The organism is Ruegeria sp. SAZD013 (assembly GCF_059612525.1).
The window spans coordinates 96,446-112,346 of sequence record NZ_JBXWQT010000021.1 but is presented as its reverse complement, the minus strand read 5'-3'; the positions used below and the strand labels follow the sequence as shown (position 1 = coordinate 112,346).

19 protein-coding genes and 1 tRNA gene are annotated in these 15,901 nt (G+C 57.7%); 10 read left to right on the top strand and 10 right to left on the bottom strand.

All coding sequences use genetic code 11. The annotated features are described in order from the left end of the window. Nucleotides 1-77 precede the first annotated feature (77 nt). The 3 genes from AC2FLU_RS12230 to AC2FLU_RS12220 all read right to left on the bottom strand — a co-directional run bounded on the left by AC2FLU_RS12230 (nt 78) and on the right by AC2FLU_RS12220 (nt 1,763). Entirely contained in the window at nt 78-419 is a 342-nt protein-coding gene (locus AC2FLU_RS12230; RefSeq protein ID WP_480473967.1) for a hypothetical protein, read from the bottom strand. A 797-nt stretch (nt 420-1,216) separates the two neighbouring features. Then, a tRNA-Ala gene (locus AC2FLU_RS12225) sits at nt 1,217-1,292 on the bottom strand. A gap of 144 nt (nt 1,293-1,436) precedes the next feature. Next, complete coding sequence (locus AC2FLU_RS12220; protein WP_480473966.1) at nt 1,437-1,763, bottom strand: TIGR02300 family protein; 327 nt, start codon at nt 1,761-1,763, stop codon at nt 1,437-1,439. 100 nt (nt 1,764-1,863) lie between these two features. Between AC2FLU_RS12220 and AC2FLU_RS12215 the strand changes: the two genes are divergently transcribed. The 3 genes from AC2FLU_RS12215 (at nt 1,864) to AC2FLU_RS12205 (ending at nt 4,481) form a co-directional block, all read left to right on the top strand. After that, a complete protein-coding gene (locus AC2FLU_RS12215; RefSeq protein ID WP_496808192.1) occupies nt 1,864-2,559 on the top strand; it encodes a M48 family metallopeptidase in 696 nt (231 codons plus the stop codon). Between the two features lie 30 nt (nt 2,560-2,589). Further along, the gene (locus tag AC2FLU_RS12210; protein WP_480473964.1) at nt 2,590-3,237 is read left to right on the top strand and encodes a GntR family transcriptional regulator; all 648 of its coding nucleotides are present in this window, start codon (nt 2,590-2,592) and stop codon (nt 3,235-3,237) included. Nucleotides 3,238-3,350: 113 nt separating this feature from the next. Then, entirely contained in the window at nt 3,351-4,481 is a 1,131-nt protein-coding gene (locus AC2FLU_RS12205) for a lytic murein transglycosylase (RefSeq protein ID WP_480554774.1), read from the top strand. Nucleotides 4,482-4,484: 3 nt separating this feature from the next. On the opposite strand, the gene AC2FLU_RS12200 is transcribed toward AC2FLU_RS12205, so the two are convergent. Next, nucleotides 4,485-5,447 carry an acetyl-CoA carboxylase carboxyltransferase subunit alpha gene (locus tag AC2FLU_RS12200; protein WP_480473962.1) on the bottom strand — a complete coding sequence of 321 codons (963 nt, stop codon included), beginning with the start codon at nt 5,445-5,447 and terminating at the stop codon, nt 4,485-4,487. 185 nt (nt 5,448-5,632) lie between these two features. After that, nucleotides 5,633-6,229, bottom strand: coding sequence for a LysE family translocator (locus AC2FLU_RS12195; protein ID WP_496811992.1), 597 nt, complete (start codon nt 6,227-6,229; stop codon nt 5,633-5,635). A 73-nt stretch (nt 6,230-6,302) separates the two neighbouring features. Here AC2FLU_RS12195 and AC2FLU_RS12190 point away from each other — a divergent pair, with 73 nt between their 5' ends. Beyond that, nucleotides 6,303-6,755 carry an Lrp/AsnC family transcriptional regulator gene (locus AC2FLU_RS12190; protein WP_480473960.1) on the top strand — a complete coding sequence of 151 codons (453 nt, stop codon included), beginning with the start codon at nt 6,303-6,305 and terminating at the stop codon, nt 6,753-6,755. 119 nt (nt 6,756-6,874) lie between these two features. Then, nucleotides 6,875-7,453 carry a PA14 domain-containing protein gene (locus AC2FLU_RS12185; protein WP_480473959.1) on the top strand — a complete coding sequence of 193 codons (579 nt, stop codon included), beginning with the start codon at nt 6,875-6,877 and terminating at the stop codon, nt 7,451-7,453. Between the two features lie 54 nt (nt 7,454-7,507). Here AC2FLU_RS12185 and AC2FLU_RS12180 read toward each other — a convergent pair whose 3' ends face one another. Then, nucleotides 7,508-8,470 (bottom strand): L-malyl-CoA/beta-methylmalyl-CoA lyase, encoded by a 963-nt coding sequence (locus tag AC2FLU_RS12180; protein WP_496808195.1) that lies wholly within the window; start codon nt 8,468-8,470, stop codon nt 7,508-7,510. A 295-nt stretch (nt 8,471-8,765) separates the two neighbouring features. Between AC2FLU_RS12180 and dgcN the strand changes: the two genes are divergently transcribed. The 3 genes from dgcN (at nt 8,766) to AC2FLU_RS12165 (ending at nt 11,678) form a co-directional block, all read left to right on the top strand. After that, complete coding sequence (dgcN, locus tag AC2FLU_RS12175; protein WP_480473957.1) at nt 8,766-9,767, top strand: N-acetyltransferase DgcN; 1,002 nt, start codon at nt 8,766-8,768, stop codon at nt 9,765-9,767. Nucleotides 9,768-9,841: 74 nt separating this feature from the next. Then, entirely contained in the window at nt 9,842-10,807 is a 966-nt protein-coding gene (gene dgcA / locus AC2FLU_RS12170; RefSeq protein ID WP_480623533.1) for an N-acetyl-D-Glu racemase DgcA, read from the top strand. Nucleotides 10,808-10,817: 10 nt separating this feature from the next. Beyond that, nucleotides 10,818-11,678: a D-amino-acid transaminase gene (locus tag AC2FLU_RS12165; protein WP_480559591.1), complete on the top strand. Its 861-nt coding sequence runs from the start codon at nt 10,818-10,820 to the stop codon at nt 11,676-11,678. 43 nt (nt 11,679-11,721) lie between these two features. Here AC2FLU_RS12165 and AC2FLU_RS12160 read toward each other — a convergent pair whose 3' ends face one another. The 3 genes from AC2FLU_RS12160 to AC2FLU_RS12150 all read right to left on the bottom strand — a co-directional run bounded on the left by AC2FLU_RS12160 (nt 11,722) and on the right by AC2FLU_RS12150 (nt 13,188). Further along, a complete protein-coding gene (locus AC2FLU_RS12160; protein ID WP_267365127.1) occupies nt 11,722-12,036 on the bottom strand; it encodes a DUF1244 domain-containing protein in 315 nt (104 codons plus the stop codon). Between the two features lie 88 nt (nt 12,037-12,124). Continuing rightward, nucleotides 12,125-12,364, bottom strand: a complete 240-nt coding sequence (locus AC2FLU_RS12155; protein ID WP_480554763.1) for a DUF6868 family protein — start codon at nt 12,362-12,364, stop codon at nt 12,125-12,127. An 86-nt stretch (nt 12,365-12,450) separates the two neighbouring features. Continuing rightward, nucleotides 12,451-13,188, bottom strand: coding sequence for an N-formylglutamate amidohydrolase (locus AC2FLU_RS12150; protein WP_480554762.1), 738 nt, complete (start codon nt 13,186-13,188; stop codon nt 12,451-12,453). 143 nt (nt 13,189-13,331) lie between these two features. On the opposite strand from AC2FLU_RS12150, the gene pyk reads away from it, so the two are divergent. Further along, entirely contained in the window at nt 13,332-14,777 is a 1,446-nt protein-coding gene (gene pyk, locus AC2FLU_RS12145) for a pyruvate kinase (RefSeq protein ID WP_480623530.1), read from the top strand. Nucleotides 14,778-14,809: 32 nt separating this feature from the next. Here the strand turns inward: pyk and AC2FLU_RS12140 are convergent, their stop codons facing one another. Then, nucleotides 14,810-15,244: an Lrp/AsnC ligand binding domain-containing protein gene (locus AC2FLU_RS12140; protein ID WP_480476823.1), complete on the bottom strand. Its 435-nt coding sequence runs from the start codon at nt 15,242-15,244 to the stop codon at nt 14,810-14,812. 208 nt (nt 15,245-15,452) lie between these two features. On the opposite strand from AC2FLU_RS12140, the gene AC2FLU_RS12135 reads away from it, so the two are divergent. After that, nucleotides 15,453-15,890 carry a universal stress protein gene (locus AC2FLU_RS12135; RefSeq protein WP_480473950.1) on the top strand — a complete coding sequence of 146 codons (438 nt, stop codon included), beginning with the start codon at nt 15,453-15,455 and terminating at the stop codon, nt 15,888-15,890. Nucleotides 15,891-15,901: the final 11 nt, after the last annotated feature.

Sequence of the window (15,901 nt, the reverse complement as noted above, 5' to 3'; positions counted from 1 at the left end):
GGAAGCTTATAGTGCTGCGGTTCATTGCGAACAGCGGCACGCGCAGGTCGCAGATGTTCGCAAGGATTTACGCTGCTTCAAAGGTCAGGGGGCTTGTATGGGTTATCCGGTTCAATCGGCTTGGCTTGAGTTCCAATCTGAAACTCTGGATCAATTTCACGTTGATCCTGCGCGGCTTCTCCGTTCTGGGCGAGCAAAACAATGGCTTGGCAGATAGAGGGATTACACTCGCCGGTTCCTGAACTGTCCGGGTCATGGTGGCTGTTTGGGGACGACTTATCGATGCTATTTTTAGCCACGGAAGCGTGTTCTGTTGATTGCATGTGGCTTTCACAGTGAAGGCCGATGCAGCCATCTGATAGCGCATGAACAACGGTGCCAAAACCGGTCAGGGTGACCAGAACGCTGACTAGTAGCACAATTGAGTATCGTCGGATGACCATGGTTCAGGACGCTACTGCAGCAGACCAAGCATGACAACGCCATCACGTTTATAATTATGGATTGTGACCAACTTAATTTCGAGTTTTTTGGGCCCGCCTCCTCGTAGCTAGCAACATGAGAAGGTCCTTCGTACTAAACCCCTAACTGCAGTGATGTGGACGACGTCGCAGTTGAGTGTTGACTTGTGTCAAAGCGTAGGTTGCCAAATTGTTGGTAAGGTGCTTCGCAAATGGGTCAGAGCAACAGCATAAAAGCAACCCGGAGAACGGTGGCGTTTTTGGCTATACTTATAGCTATGGCCGCATGCACGGACAGGCATCACCACGGTGACTGGCACGGCCATGGTGCAGAGGGATGCTATGGACCTCACCATGACGCTATCGGCGAAGCTCGTTGTGGGGCGTTTGAGTAAGCTACTTTGCAAGGACGCACTCGCAAACAACCAGTCTAGCCAGTTTATGTTTGTTGATCACGAGGCCGCTGTTGATAGTGAACAGCCTCATTTGACTAGTCCAGTTTGATTGTTAGTGCATCGTCGGCCTCTGATCCATTGGAATGATGGTTTCCGGGGCTGGTGGGCGATAGCCCAATGCACTGTCCGATGTGTGGTGCTTGGTCCAGTGTGGGGTTTTGGTCTTGTGTCGGGCAGGGGCCAACGGAAGTAATATATGCCGTGTCTAGACAGTGAGAGGTACGCATGCAGCTTCATTTTGTGTCACATCTGTGTGTCACACCGCTCTAATGCTTGCTATCTAGTTGTTCTGTTAGGTTTTGGTGGAGCCTAGGGGAGTCGAACCCCTGACCTCTTGCATGCCATGCAAGCGCTCTCCCAACTGAGCTAAGGCCCCATCATTGTACCATCGGTATGGTGGACGGACGTTTAGGAGACAGCGGCTGCGAGTGCAAGTCCAAAATTGGAATTGGACGCGAATTTCCGTCCGGGCTGTCCCTCTCAAGTAAAAGGCGATCCCAGGGGATCGCCTTTTACTTGATCAGTTGTCGTCGTCTGACGTCATGTCGGTGATGTCGTCCAGTGAAACGTCATCACTGTCGTCATCATCGTCGTCCAGCAGATCGTCATCCAAATCCACGTCGACGCTGTCATCATCGTCCAGAACCAGATCGTCATCCGCCGTGTTTTCACGTGCTTTGACCGAAGCCGCGTCTTCCGCATCCGCCGCGATCATGCGGCTTTTGACTGTTTCAAGCTCCACAATCTCGCCAGTGTAGGGGCTGATGATGGGGTCTTTGTTCAGGTCGTAAAACCGCTTACCAGTTGTCGGGCAAACACGCTTTACGCCCCATTCTTCCTTGGGCATGTCAAATCCCCTTGATATCAGGTGAGTCGTCTAAATGATTCAGCTCACCTGCCACAGGCAGAGGGCACTGTCAAAGTCTTTGCGCAAGAGAGGTCGCGATATGGGAGAGCACGCATTGCCAGGGACACCGCCGGTGCCACTGAGATTGCGCAAATCGGCTCGGGCGCGGCGTATCAGCCTGCGAATCTCCCAGCTGGATGGGCGCGTCACGTTGACTTACCCGAATGGCGTGCCGGAATCCGAGGCCTTGAGCTTTGCGCGCACCAAAGAAGGGTGGATCCGGCAGCATCTTCAGGGTCGGCCCGATATGGCCTCAGTGCAGTTTGGGCAAGTGATCCCGATCGAGGGGAAAGCACGCCGAATCGTCCCTGCCACCGGGCGACGGGTTATGCTGAATGCAGATGAGGTTGCCGTGCCGACAGGGGCCGAGGCCCGCAGGTTGGGCCGGTTCCTGAAGGAACTGGCGCGAGACCGGTTGACCGGCGCCTGTGATGATTATGCAGCTATGCTGGGGCGTTCGTACACGACACTCAGCCTGCGTGACACGCGGTCGCGTTGGGGGTCGTGCAGCTCGCATGGCGGGTTGATGTTTTCGTGGCGCCTTATTCTGGCACCTCCTGACGTGTTGCACTATGTCGCGGCGCATGAGGTGGCACATCTTGCCGAGATGAACCACTCGCCTGCCTTCTGGGCGCAGGTTGAAAAGATCTTTGGCCCGTATCAGCCGCCCCGCCGTTGGTTGCGCGACAACGGGGCCGATTTGCATCGCTACAGATTTGACACAGAGCCGAGTTGACGTGGCGCCTTTTTGTGATCACATGAGCATATGTTGACCGCGCGCCCTTCCGAAACCCAGACCGCAACACATGACCGGGTGTACCGGGCGCTGCGATCCCGGATAATGCATGGTGAGATGGCACCGGGGCAGGCCCTGACGCTGCGGGGCATCGGCAAGGAATTTGGTGTTTCAATGACTCCGGCGCGAGAGGCGGTCCGCCGCCTGGCCGCAGAAGGGGCATTGTTCCTGTCCACATCGGGCCGGGTTTCGACCCCGGAGCTGACGAATGACCGGATTGAGGAACTGGCTGCCTTGCGCGCCTTGCTTGAGGTCGAACTGGCAAGCCGGGCCTTGCCCAGGGCACACATGGCCCTGATCGATAGGTTGCAGAGCATCAACATGACAGTTGCCGAGATGGTGACCAAACGGGATGCGGTTGGCTATATCCGCTCGAATCTGGAATTTCACAGAACCCTGTATCTGCGCGCTCAGGCCCCTGCGATGCTGGCCATTGCTGAAACCGTCTGGCTGCAACTTGGCCCAACGATGCGGGCGCTTTACGGACGTCTCAGGCGCGCAGAGCCGCCACATTATCACAAGCTGATCATTGCGGCGCTCAAGGCCGGGGACGAGCCGGGATTGCGGCTGGCAGTGCGCTCGGATGTGACGCAGGGGCTGCGTTTGCTGGTCAGCTGAGCGGCTTCCTGCCGACATCGTCAAAGCGCCCGTCCAAGGTGTCACTGTTCTGGCCTGTGCAACCCGGCTGGGTTACTCTTGCGGCAAATCACAAACAAGAGCAGACCCAAACCATGATCACTCGCCGGACTTTTTCCATTTGCCTCGGATCAACGCTTTTGGCCGCCTGTACAGGCGGTGCCGCTCCGTCCGGCACGCCTGCAACCCGGATGCGGGCTGTTCCTAATGCCGGGTGGGATGCCTGGGTTGCCGGTTTCAAGGGCAGGGCAGCGTCGCAGGGGATCTCCCGGACAACCGTTGACCGCGCCTTTCAGGGGGCCGGGTATTTGCCCGACGTAATCGAACGCGACCGAAATCAGGTCGAATTCAAGCGCAGCCTCGAAGACTACCTAGCCATCGCGGCCTCGGACGAACGGATCAGCACCGGCCAGCAGATGCTGCGGAAACATAACGGCACCCTGTCGCGGATCGAGGCGCAATATGGCGTGGATAAGGAAATCGTCGTGGCCGTCTGGGGGCTGGAGAGCCGTTACGGCGCGCGCCGCGGTGATGTGCCCGTTGTATCGGCGCTGTCGACGCTTGCTTATGATGGCCGGCGTGGGCAGTTCTTTGAAAGTCAGTTGATCGCGGCGATGAAGATCCTTCAGAACGGCGATACCACGCCTGCCAACATGACCGGCAGTTGGGCCGGTGCGATGGGGCACACGCAGTTCATTCCGACCTCGTATCTAGCCTATGCCGTGGATTTCACCGGCGACGGGCGGCGCGACATCTGGTCGGATGATCCGACGGATTCGCTGGCTTCCACCGCTGCTTACCTGTCGCGTGCAGGTTGGGTGCGGGGGCAGCCCTGGGGGGGCGAGGCGGGGCGTGTTTCCGGTACTCCGGTGGCCGTGTTGCAGCCGCAAATACCGGGCCCCCGCATCGCCGTGTTCCGCAATTTCCAGGTAATCAAACGCTATAACAACTCGGACAGCTACGCGATCGGCGTCGGTCATCTGGCGGACAGGATCGCGGGCGGGGCGCCGTTTCAGGCCTCGTTCGGGCCGGATGCAAGTGGGCTTACGCTGGACGACCGCAAGGAATTGCAGCGCCGCCTGACATCTGCGGGGTATGACACGCAAGGCGCAGATGGCGTGATCGGAAACAACACCACCACAGCCATCAGCGCTTATCAAAGCGCCAACGGTCTGCCCGTGACAGGTGAGCCTTCGGTTGCTTTGCTGCGCAGTTTGGGTGGCTGACGGTTACGCCGCCAGCCCCTTCGACCCGATATCAAGGAATTTCTGACGGCGGTCTTTTATCAGGGCCGCCCCATCCTTGCCGTCCAGTTCAGTCAACATGGCGGTGATGGCCGCGCGCACCGACTCAACCGTTGCCGGTCGATCGCGATGTGCGCCACCCTTGGGTTCCGGGATGATCCGGTCACATACGCCCAGCTTGTGCAAATCCTGAGCGGTCAAACGCAGCGCCTCGGCCGCTTCACGCATCTTTTCGGCATCTTTCCACAGGATTGATGCGCAGCCTTCCGGCGAGATCACCGAATAGACCGAATGCTCCAGCATCGCCACGCGGTTTGCGGTCGCAAACGCCACAGCGCCGCCCGAGCCGCCTTCGCCGATGATGACCGAAACCAGCGGCACGCCGATTTTCAGACACATTTCGGTCGACCGGGCAATCGCCTCGGATTGGCCGCGTTCCTCTGCTCCTTTGCCCGGATAGGCGCCAGCAGTGTCGATCAAGGTAATGACAGGTAGTCCAAAACGCCCGGCCATCTCCATCAGACGAACTGCCTTGCGATACCCTTCAGGTCGGGCCATCCCGAAATTGCGTTCGATCCGCGACTTGGTATCGCTGCCCTTTTCGTGGCCGATCACCATCACCGGCTGATCGTTAAAGCGCGCAAGACCACCGATAACGGCGAGATCGTCGGCAAAGTTCCGGTCACCGGCCAGCGGGGTGAACTCGGTGAACAAAGCGTCCACGTAATCCTTGCAATGCGGGCGTTCCGGGTGACGCGCCACCTGGCACTTCCGCCAGGGTGTCAGGTCGCGATAGAGTTCATCCAGCAGCTTGGAGGCTTTGGCATCCAGTGCGGCGGCTTCTTCGGCCACATCCATTTCTTCGTTGGCACGGGCCAGCGCGCGCAGCTCTTCAGCTTTGCCTTCAATCTCGGCCAGCGGTTTTTCGAAATCCAGATACTGGGTCATGACGCCTCATCTGCGTGAAATTTCCTAGCTATATGCCGCTGGCTGGCCTCAGATGCAACTAGATGACACTGAAGCGGCATCGTTCATGTCAAAAGCCGTTGATCAGATTAAGAGATTCGTTTGCTTGCCAGCACATTCCCGACATGCCCAGCAGAACAATCGCTGAAATCGACTAATGGGGAAACTCACTCCGGCCAAAGCACTGGGTAGAGCGAAACCACAAGCAGCACAGCCATTGTCCAGTTGAAGACAACCAATCGGCGCGGGTTTGTCAGCATCCGCGCCATCTGCTGTCCCAGAACGGTCCATGTGCTGACCGACGGTAAGTTGACGGCTCCGAAGACAAGCGCCACGACGGCAATCGCATACATCGTCCGATCCGGTGTATAGGCCGTGGTGGCGGTCAGGGCCATGGCCCAGGCTTTTGGGTTTACCCATTGAAACGCAGCGGCTTGCAGGAATGTCATCGGCACTCCGGTCACCTCGGCGCTGCTTGCCGGCGCGGCATGTGCAATCTTCCAGGCCAGATAGAGCAGATAAATCACCGACAGGATTTTCAGCACCGAATAGCTGACGGGATACCGATCAAAGACCTGCACCAGACCAGATCCGACGAGCAGCACCATGAAGGTAAAGCCAAGCCCAATGCCCAGCATATGCGGAATCGAACGTCGAAAGCCGAAATTTGCCCCCGAAGCCATCAGCATCAGGTTGTTCGGCCCCGGTGTGATCGAGGTTACGAAGGCAAAGGCGATCAGGGCCATCAGGATGTCATAAGTCATGGCGCGAAGTATTGTCCGCTCTGCGGCAAATGAAATTGCTTTTTTGTGCGTGTTTCCTGTAGTTGTGCAATCAATGATGAAAAATGACAGAATAAACCGCCAGATATTGCAGGAGCTGACCCGTGACGGACGGATCAGCAATCTGGATCTGGCTGAGCGTGTGGGCCTTTCCCCTTCGGCCTGCCTGCGCCGCGTGCAAGAGCTTGAAAGGGCCGGGGTGATCACAGGCTATCGCGCGGTTCTGGACCCGGCGGCGATGGGTATCGGCTTTGTCGCTTACATCGGTGTAGGGCTGGGCGAGCATACAAAGGCCGCGCAGGAGGGGTTTGAACGCGCGCTCCAACTAGCGCCGGAAGTTGTCGAATGCCACAACATCACGGGAACAATCGAATACCTGCTGCGGGTCGAATGTGCAGACCTGCCGTCTTACAAGACCTTCCATACCGAGGTGTTGGGGACCTTGCCGCATGTCACATCGATCACATCCTATGTGGTTATGGATTCACCCAAGAATTTGCGGGCGTGACGCCTTGAATTGTGAAGGCACACTCTCTTGCAGGTCGAAAACTCACAGCCTAAAGTCATGGAAATGACGTTGCCTTGGGATACGCCCAGCCAGAACGGCACGCAAACAGGGAGATTACGATGAAACGCGTTCGAACAGTGGCGGCCGCAGTTGCCTTGTCAGTGGTTGCCGGGGCCGCCTTGTCTGCCCCGCTGAAACTGCAACCTGCCAACCCGCAGCCTTCTCCGAAGGCGGGGCTGAATGTGAAGTACATTGGCACAGGCAATCAACACAAGAAGATCCGCGATCTGAGTCAGGCAAAAAGCATGCTGTCCAAAGCGCAGCCTGGGCAACCGCTGCAGGGACTGGATTACAGGGACACCAGTCAGGGTGACAATGTCATGACATTCGACGGCGCTTACAATGTTGCTGCCGAGATTACGGGATATATGCGGTTCGACTCGCCTGGGGTTTACGAGTTGGAAACCTGGTCGAATGACGGGATAGAAGCATTCGTCGGAGGCCAAAATATAGGCTATGTCACGGGTATTCAGGGTTGTGAGGCCAACCAGCGGACCGAAGTCGAAGTGCCCAAGGCAGGGTGGTACCCGCTCAAGATCATCTATTTCCAAAAGCTTGGAACATCCTGCCTGATGATGAAGTCGGGTAAAAAGGGCGAAAGGTTCACCTGGACGCCGAATGCTGTTTTTGGGCGGTGATACCAGAACAAAGTTGGAAAAAGGCGCCGGGTCGGGCGCCTTTTTTATTGTGCATCAGCCGTTGGCCGCAATCAACTCGGCCTGTGCCACGATCACCTCGGCCTGCTTGATCGAAGCGATGTCGACCAGACGTCCTTTGTAAACCGTCGCACCTTCGCCATTGGCTTTGGCTTGCTCCATCGCGGCGAGGATTTCGCGGGCCTCTGACACGGCTTCTTCCGAGGGGGTGAACACCTGATTGGCCAGCGCGATCTGCTTGGGATGGATGGCCCATTTGCCCACCATGCCCAGCGTGGCCGAACGTTTGGCCTGCGCAATGTACCCCTCGTCATCGCTGAAGTCACCGAAGGGCCCGTCGACTGGCAGCACGCCATGGGTGCGGCATGCGGCAACGATGGCGGCCTGTGCCCAGTGCCATGGATCGGACCAGTGTTTCGCACCCTCGTGCAGCATGTAATAGTTTTCCTGCGTGCCGCCGATGCCGGTGGTTTGCATCCCCATCGAAGCGGCAAAATCAGCCGCGCCAAGGCTCATAGCCTGCAAACGGGGCGAGGAGGCTGCGATTTCTTCGACATGGGCGATGCCGGCGGAAGATTCGATGATAACCTCAAAGCTGATTGGTTTGGGGCGACCTTTGGTGCGTTCGATGGCGGTGACCAGTGCGTCCACCGCATAGACATCTGCCGCGCAGCCGACTTTGGGGATCATGATCTGATCCAGACGGTCGCCCGCCTGTTCCAGTACATCGACAACGTCGCGATACCAGTACGGGGTATCCAGTCCGTTGATGCGAACGGACATGTATTTGTTGCACCAGTCCACGGTGTTCAGTGCTTCGATGACATTGGCGCGGGCCGTATCCTTGTCCGAAGGCGCAACCGAGTCTTCAAGATCGAGGTTGATCACATCCGCAGCGGATGCTGCCATCTTCGGGAACAGTTTGGTGTTCGACCCCGGGCCAAACAGCTGACAGCGATTGGGACGCGCCGGTGCGGCAGGTTGGATGCGAAAGCTCATCTGGACCTCGTCTGAGTAATGAAATTACGATTTTCCTGCTCAATGAGGTATTAAATTGCGCGGTGCGGCGCAAGGGCGATTGTGCACATGCGGCAATGCGGTTGCAGAAAGCAGCTTCAAAACTGCCCGAGTGGGGTGATTAAAGTTTAATCACTTTAAAAACTTCGAAGATTTTTGCGCACATCGAGAACACTGCGCAAGAAACTCGCGCATAGGCCGTGGTTGACGGGCCAAAACGCGAAGCGCTCGTTTTACCGCTTCTCTAGCCTGCCCCGGAATCAAAGGAGTGACCGCAATGATCGAGACACCGTACCTGCTGTTCCTGGGCGATGCGCCCGACCAATTGGCGGCCAAAGTGGCTGTTGGGATCAAGGACTGGCGTCCGGAAAACGCCGTGGGCCAGTATCGAATGGACGGCTGCAAGGCCGATCTGGGCTTGGCTGACATGACCCTGACCGAAGCGAAGGAAGCCGGTGCCAAGACACTGGTGATCGGTGTGGCAAACCGCGGCGGTGTGATCAGCCAGGACTGGAAAAAGGTTCTGGTCATGGCGCTTGAGGAAGGGTTCGACCTGGCCTCGGGGTTGCATAACCTGCTGCGGGATGAGCCGGACCTGGTAGCGGTTGCCGAAGCAACAGGACGGAAACTGCACGACGTGCGGGTGCCTGAAATCAATTATCCGATTGCAAACGGGATCAAGCGCAAGGGCAAGCGGTGTCTGGCCGTCGGAACAGACTGTTCGGTTGGCAAGATGTACACCGCGCTGGCGATGGACGCCGAGATGCGTGAGCGCGGGATGAAATCGACCTTCCGCGCGACCGGCCAAACCGGCATCCTGATCACCGGTGACGGTGTGCCGCTGGATGCAGTCATTGCTGACTTCATGGCGGGTTCGGTCGAATGGCTGACACCGGACAATGACGATGATCACTGGGACCTGATCGAAGGGCAGGGGTCATTGTTCCACGTATCCTATTCCGGCGTGACCATGGCACTGATCCATGGCGGCCAGCCGGACGCCCTGATCCTGAGCCATGAACCGACCCGTGCGCATATGCGCGGCTTGCCAACCTATCAACTGCCAACATTGGAAGCCCTGCGCGACACCGCGCTGGCGCTGGCCAAGGTGGCAAACCCGGATTGTCAAGTTGTTGGCGTTTCGGTCAACACCCAGCACATGTCCGAGGCAGACGCGACCGCCTATCTGGCCAAGATCGAAGAGGATATGGGCTTGCCTGCGACCGACCCGTTCCGTTTTGGTTCGGGCAAGCTGGTGGACGCGCTGGCCGCAATATGATCTGAACAACGCGCCGGTGGCGGACTGTTCCGCCTCCGGCGTGAGTATTTGGGAAAAGATGAAGGAGCGGGTGCGTGCAGATTGAGGTTTCTCGCGATGTGTTCCGGCTGGCGCAGGTCTTCACCATCTCGCGCGGGTCGCGGACCGAAGCAAAGGTGCTGACGGTTCGGGTTTCGGACGGAAGCCATCACGGCTGGGGCGAATGCGTTCCTTACGCGCGTTATGACGAAACGCTCGAGTCTGTTGAGGCTGAGATTGCCGGTCTTCCCGCAGATGTCACCCGCCAGTCGCTGACGGATCTGCTGCCCGCAGGCGCCGCGCGGAACGCCGTGGATTGTGCCTTGTGGGATCTGGAGTGCAAACGTGTTGGCAAGCGCGCCTGGGACCTGGCAGGTCTGCCAAAGCCCGGCCCCGAGATCACCGCCTATACATTGTCGCTGGACACGCCCGAGGCGATGCAGGCGCAGGCCGCCGGGAACGCGCATCGCCCGCTTCTGAAGATCAAGCTGGGCACGCCCGATGATATGCCCCGGCTTGAGGCGGTGCGCGCTGGTGCTCCGAATTCCAAGATCATTGTGGATGCAAACGAAGGCTGGTCTGCCGAGGTTTACGCCGACCTCGCCCCGCATCTGGTGCGGCTGGGCGTGGCATTGGTGGAACAGCCTTTGCCCGCAGGAGATGACGATGCATTGATCGGGATGAAGCGCCCGGTGCCAGTCTGCGCTGACGAATCCTGCCATGACCGTTCCAGCCTGCCCAAGTTGAAGGGTAAATATGATGTCATCAACATCAAGCTCGACAAGACCGGGGGCCTGACCGAGGCGCTGGAGTTGCGCAAGGCAGCGATTGCCGAAGGTTATGACATTATGGTGGGATGCATGGTCGGCAGCTCGCTTGCCATGGCACCTGCGACATTGCTGGCGCAGGGTGCGATGGTAACGGACCTTGACGGCCCGCTTCTGTTGGCCGAAGACCGCGACACCCCGCTGGATTTTGACGACGCCGGAGTGCACCCGCCTGCGGCCGCACTTTGGGGTTGAGGAGACGAATATGACCCGCACCGTTTACGTAAATGGCGAATATCTGCCGGAGACCGAGGCCAAGGTTTCCATTTTTGACCGTGGCTTCCTGTTTGCGGACGCGGTCTACGAAGTCACCAGTGTGCTGGACGGCAAGCTGATCGACTTCGAAGGTCACTCAGTCCGTCTGAAGCGCTCGCTGAACGAGCTGGAGATGGCCGAGCCCTGCACCAAGGATGAACTGTTGGAAATCCACCGTAAGCTGATTGAGCTGAACGGTATCGAGGAAGGTTTGGTCTATCTGCAGGTTTCGCGCGGCAGCGATGGCGACCGGGATTTCGTGTTTCCGTCGGCAGATACCCAGCCCAGCCTCGTTCTGTTCACGCAGAATAAGCCGGGGCTGGCTGACAGTCCGGCGGCAAGGAAAGGCGCCAAGATCATCTCGATCGAAGACATCCGCTGGGGCCGCCGCGACATCAAAACGGTGCAATTGCTCTACCCGTCGATGGGCAAGATGATGGCCAAGAAGGCAGGTTGCGACGACGCATGGCTGGTCGAGGACGGCTTTGTGACCGAGGGCACCAGCAACAACGCCTATTTCGTCAAAAACGGCAAGATTGTCACCCGCCCGCTGTCCAACGATATCCTGCACGGCATCACCCGAAAGGCCGTGCTGCGCATGGCGGCTGAGGCGCAGATGGAAATCGAAGAGCGTCTGTTCACCATCGACGAAGCCAAAGAGGCGGACGAAGCATTCACCACCTCGGCCAGTGCCTTTGTGATGCCGGTGGTTGAAATCGACGGAGTTGCGCTAGGTGACGGTACGCCGGGGCCGATTGCAAAACGCTTGCGCGAGATTTATCTGGACGAAAGCCGCAAGGCAGCGATCTAAAGAAATAGGCCCGCCAATCTGGCGGGCCTATTTCGTATTGGGCCTAGCCCTTTTTCGTTACATTCTCTTCAAACGCGACCTTGAAGGCGGCCTGTTTTTCAGCGCTGGCCTCGGTTTGATAATTGGCTTTCCATTCATCCATGGTCATGCCGTAGAAAAGTTCTCGGGCCTCGTCCTTGCCCATCTCGATCCCCTTTTCATTGGCCGCTTCCTGATACCACCGTGACAGGCAGTTTCGGCAGAACCCGGCCAGATTCATCATGTCGATGTTCTGCACATCGGTGCGGTCTTCCATCAGGTGCTTTTGCAGCCGACGAAAGGCGGCAGCCTGAAGTTCGATTTCGGTTTGCTTGTCCATAATGTGGCTCCGGAAGGCAGTGTGTGTTGCGTTTGACCTAACAATCCTGCCGTGTCGTTACAACAACGGCGCTTGTGGTCAGCGCTACCTACATCAGTTTCAAGGCCAGCCAGGGCACGATGCAAAAGATCAGTGTCAGAATCTTGTAGTTGGCAAGGTATCTGAAATAGGCACGTTTCACGTCGGCGCGATCCATCTGAAACATCCTGCCGTGAATGCCAGCGATCCAGTCCTGCAAAAGCAGAATCATGACGGTGGTGAACAGCAAAACCGCGATATTAAGCGTGGCCATCCAACCGAAAAACGTTGTCAGAAACTCATGTGTCATGACGATCCCCTTTCCCGCATTATATGGGGATCAGAGGCATTGCTCACAATGGCGTGAGGGGTGGAACGTCCCTGCAAACCTTGCGGTCAAAGGTCGCTGGCGTCCAACGCTTCTTGCAGGATTATCGCCAACTGCTCGGCCCAATGCCGTTGCCCGGCATGATCGGCGATCAGATCATTGCGTAGCTCGATCAATGCATTGGGACGGCCAAAAGCGGTGCAGTGCTTGTCAATCGCATCACCCGGCAAAACGCCGGTATAGGGTTCATTGACACCAACGCACAGGTCATCTTCCTGTTGCAGCCGTTCGATCAAAGGACGCGAGAACCGCTCGTCCGGCGTGTGCAGAACACCAATGTGCCACGGACGCGGATCACGTCCACGCAGCTGACGCGTGAAGGAATGCATCGACACAATTACCGCATGTGGCAGTGCCGCCATCTCAGCCAACGCTGTGTGGTAGGGGCGATAACACATGTTCAGGCGGCGTTCGCGCTCGGCGGCATCGGCATGGCGGTTGCCGGGAATGATCGACCCGTCATACAGTTTCATCAACAGCGTGGGGTCATCTTCCCCTCGGTTCGGGTCGATTACAAGGCGCGAGAAATTGGCGGCGATCACCGGCGCGTTCAGAATCTCGCCCAGATGCTTTGATACCTCATACGCGCCGACATCATAGGCGATATGGCGCTCCATATCCTCGCGCGGCAGGCCAAGGTCTCCGTCATTGACCTCGGGGGGAACGATGTTGGTTGCGTGGTCGCATGTGATCAGCCATCGGGACGGGCGATCCGCGCCGTGAACAAAAAACGGGGTGTAAGTCATAAGCCTGTCATCTAGTTTGTCGCAGGTGTAGGGCAGTTGCTTTAAAAAGGGAATTGCGCAATAAGCGCCACAGCAGTGTTTGCGGTAACATTTTGCAAAAGCTGATCTGCGCAATCTGAACCGGCATGAGGAGGTCAAGACCAATGCGACGCCTGAGAAATGTAAAAATCGTGGCGACGCTGGGACCGGCGTCCAGTGACTATGACACCATTCGCGCCCTGCACGAGGCCGGGGCGGATGTGTTCCGTCTGAACATGAGCCACGGCAGCCATGATGAGATACGTGAACGCCACAGGATCATTCGGCGGGTTGAAAAGGATCTGGACAGCCCAATTGCCATTCTGGCCGATCTTCAGGGCCCCAAGCTGCGGGTTGGTGTTTTTGCAAATGATACGGAGGAGCTGGAAGAGGGCGCGGCGTTCCGTCTGGACCTTGATTCAGCCCCCGGTGACATCACCCGCGTGTGCCTGCCGCATCCCGAGATTTTTGCAGCCCTTGAACCGGGCGCGCGCCTTCTGGTCAATGACGGCAAGATCCGTCTGATCGTTCAGGATTGCGGCCAAGACTTTGCCAATTGCACGGTCGAAGTCGGCGGTACGATCTCGAACCGCAAGGGCGTGAACGTCCCGGATGTGGTGCTGCCGCTGGCGGCCTTGTCGGCGAAGGACCGTGATGATCTGGAGTTTGTGTGCCAACTGGGTGTCGATTGGCTGGCGTTGAGCTTTGTTCAGCGTGCGAAAGATGTGTTCGAGGCCCGCGCGCTGGCTGATGGACGCGCCGCGATCCTGTCGAAGATCGAAAAACCCGCCGCGGTCGAGGCGTTCGACGACATCCTTGATGCCTCGGACGGTATCATGGTGGCACGGGGCGATCTGGGTGTGGAACTGCCGGTATCCGCGGTGCCGCCCATTCAAAAAAGGCTGGTCCGCAAGTGCCGTAGTGCCGCCAAGCCGGTCATTGTCGCCACCCAGATGCTGGAAAGCATGATCGAAAGCCCGATGCCCACCCGTGCCGAAGTGTCGGATGTGGCCACCGCGATCTATGAGGGCACGGACGCCATTATGCTCAGTGCGGAATCGGCGGCAGGTGCTTATCCGGTTGAGGCTGTGCAGACCATGAATGAGGTCGCCATCGAGGTCGAGGCCGACCCGACCTATTCCCAGATCATCGCTGCGTCCCGGACGGCAAAAGGAAGCACTGTGGCCGATGCCATCGTCGCGGCTGCCCGCGAGATTGCTGAAAAGACCGATATCAAAGCCATCTGCTGCTTTACGCAAAGCGGAACGACCGCCTCATTGACAGCCCGCGAACGTCCCGGTGTTCCGATCATCGCGATGACATCGTTGATGGGGACCGCGCGCAGGCTTTGCCTGAGCTGGGGGTGCAACTGCGTCATGACACCCGAACTTCAGCGGTTCAAAAGCGCCGTGGTCAACGCGGCCCGCGCGGCGCGGGCAGGGGGGTTTGCAACCGAAACCGACCAGATCGTGGTTACGGCCGGTGTCCCCTTCAACGTTCCTGGCACCACCAACATTTTGCGGGTGGCCCCTTGTGATGAACGGCTGATCTACAGCACGGATCCGGAATAACCGCACTCCGACACTCGGGCCCGAGTGTCATGTCAGCCAACCGGCTCTTTTACAATCTCCATAACTGTAAAAGAGCTGGTCTGATGTATCCCCGGTAGCTTGTTGATCTTCTCGCCCAGAACCAGCCGGAAATGTGCAATATCGCGCGTTCGAACGGTCAAGAGATAATCAAACGATCCCGCCACCATCAGGCAGCTTTCGATTTCCGACACATTCCGAACAGCCTCATTGAATTTCACAAGGGATTGTTCCGCAGTTGCGACCAAGGATACCTGCACCACGGTCAGCAGCGCCAGCCCCATCCTTTCCTTGTCGACGACGGCTCTGTACCCTTTGATATAACCATTCTTCTCAAGTCGTTTTACACGCTCGGAACAGGGCGTATTGGTAAGGTTTACGCGCGCCGCCAACTCAACTATCGAGAGCCGGCCATTGGCCTCCAGCTCGTACAGGATGCGTTGATCGATATTGTCTAAATCTCTGCTAATCAGTAAAATTCCCTGTATTTTTGGCGCAATTCGATAAATTACACTGAAAATGGCCCAAAAAAATCTCCAATTCCTAGTGAAATTTCCTAATACTTACCAAAGGGCGGTCTTGTTGAAAAGTTCCAAGTTCCGGCCGCCCTGCCGGGGGCGTGGGCCCCGGCCTTAACAACAAAAACGGAGGAACGAAATGACAACAAAGATTGTCATAGGACTCGACGGGACTGAAACCGGCGAGCGTGCGATTGCCTTTGCCAAGGATTTGGCAAAGCTGATCGGAACGTGCGATTTGCTGGTCGCTTATGTGATCGAATGGTCACCTTACACATTCCAGACACCTGAAGAAAACGCCCAGCGCCACAAGCGCCGCGAAGAAGAGGTTGATCTGGCGTTGTCGCGTGTCGTGACACCAGCCGTAGAGGCCCTCAGGGCAGCGGGTTTCGAGGCGCAGGGCATTGTGCGCCATGGCGATGTGGCGGAAACGCTGAACGCCATCACTGTCGAAAACGGAGGCTCGCAAATCGTCGTGGGCCGGGCATCTGCGGACGGGATCAAGAAACGCCTGTTCGGCAGTTCGACGCAATATCTGGTGATGCATGCCGACGTTCCGGTTACGGTCGTGAACTGAGGGGAGGGCTA

Excerpts from the sequence above, each read along its gene's own strand:
- AC2FLU_RS12220 (WP_480473966.1), bottom strand. The coding sequence starts at position 1,763 with ATGCCCAAGGAAGAATGGGGCGTAAAGCGTGTTTGCCCGACAACTGGT.
- AC2FLU_RS12190 (WP_480473960.1), top strand. The coding sequence starts at position 6,303 with ATGATGAAAAATGACAGAATAAACCGCCAGATATTGCAGGAGCTGACC.
- AC2FLU_RS12195 (WP_496811992.1), bottom strand. The coding sequence starts at position 6,229 with ATGACTTATGACATCCTGATGGCCCTGATCGCCTTTGCCTTCGTAACC.
- AC2FLU_RS12150 (WP_480554762.1), bottom strand. The coding sequence starts at position 13,188 with ATGACTTACACCCCGTTTTTTGTTCACGGCGCGGATCGCCCGTCCCGA.
- AC2FLU_RS12165 (WP_480559591.1), top strand. The coding sequence starts at position 10,818 with ATGACCCGCACCGTTTACGTAAATGGCGAATATCTGCCGGAGACCGAG.
- AC2FLU_RS12200 (WP_480473962.1), bottom strand. The coding sequence starts at position 5,447 with ATGACCCAGTATCTGGATTTCGAAAAACCGCTGGCCGAGATTGAAGGC.
- AC2FLU_RS12185 (WP_480473959.1), top strand. The coding sequence starts at position 6,875 with ATGAAACGCGTTCGAACAGTGGCGGCCGCAGTTGCCTTGTCAGTGGTT.
- AC2FLU_RS12210 (WP_480473964.1), top strand. The coding sequence starts at position 2,590 with ATGTTGACCGCGCGCCCTTCCGAAACCCAGACCGCAACACATGACCGG.
- AC2FLU_RS12160 (WP_267365127.1), bottom strand. The coding sequence starts at position 12,036 with ATGGACAAGCAAACCGAAATCGAACTTCAGGCTGCCGCCTTTCGTCGG.
- pyk (WP_480623530.1), top strand. The coding sequence starts at position 13,332 with ATGCGACGCCTGAGAAATGTAAAAATCGTGGCGACGCTGGGACCGGCG.
- AC2FLU_RS12205 (WP_480554774.1), top strand. The coding sequence starts at position 3,351 with ATGATCACTCGCCGGACTTTTTCCATTTGCCTCGGATCAACGCTTTTG.
- AC2FLU_RS12135 (WP_480473950.1), top strand. The coding sequence starts at position 15,453 with ATGACAACAAAGATTGTCATAGGACTCGACGGGACTGAAACCGGCGAG.
- dgcN (WP_480473957.1), top strand. The coding sequence starts at position 8,766 with ATGATCGAGACACCGTACCTGCTGTTCCTGGGCGATGCGCCCGACCAA.
- AC2FLU_RS12215 (WP_496808192.1), top strand. The coding sequence starts at position 1,864 with ATGGGAGAGCACGCATTGCCAGGGACACCGCCGGTGCCACTGAGATTG.
- AC2FLU_RS12155 (WP_480554763.1), bottom strand. The coding sequence starts at position 12,364 with ATGACACATGAGTTTCTGACAACGTTTTTCGGTTGGATGGCCACGCTT.
- AC2FLU_RS12180 (WP_496808195.1), bottom strand. The coding sequence starts at position 8,470 with ATGAGCTTTCGCATCCAACCTGCCGCACCGGCGCGTCCCAATCGCTGT.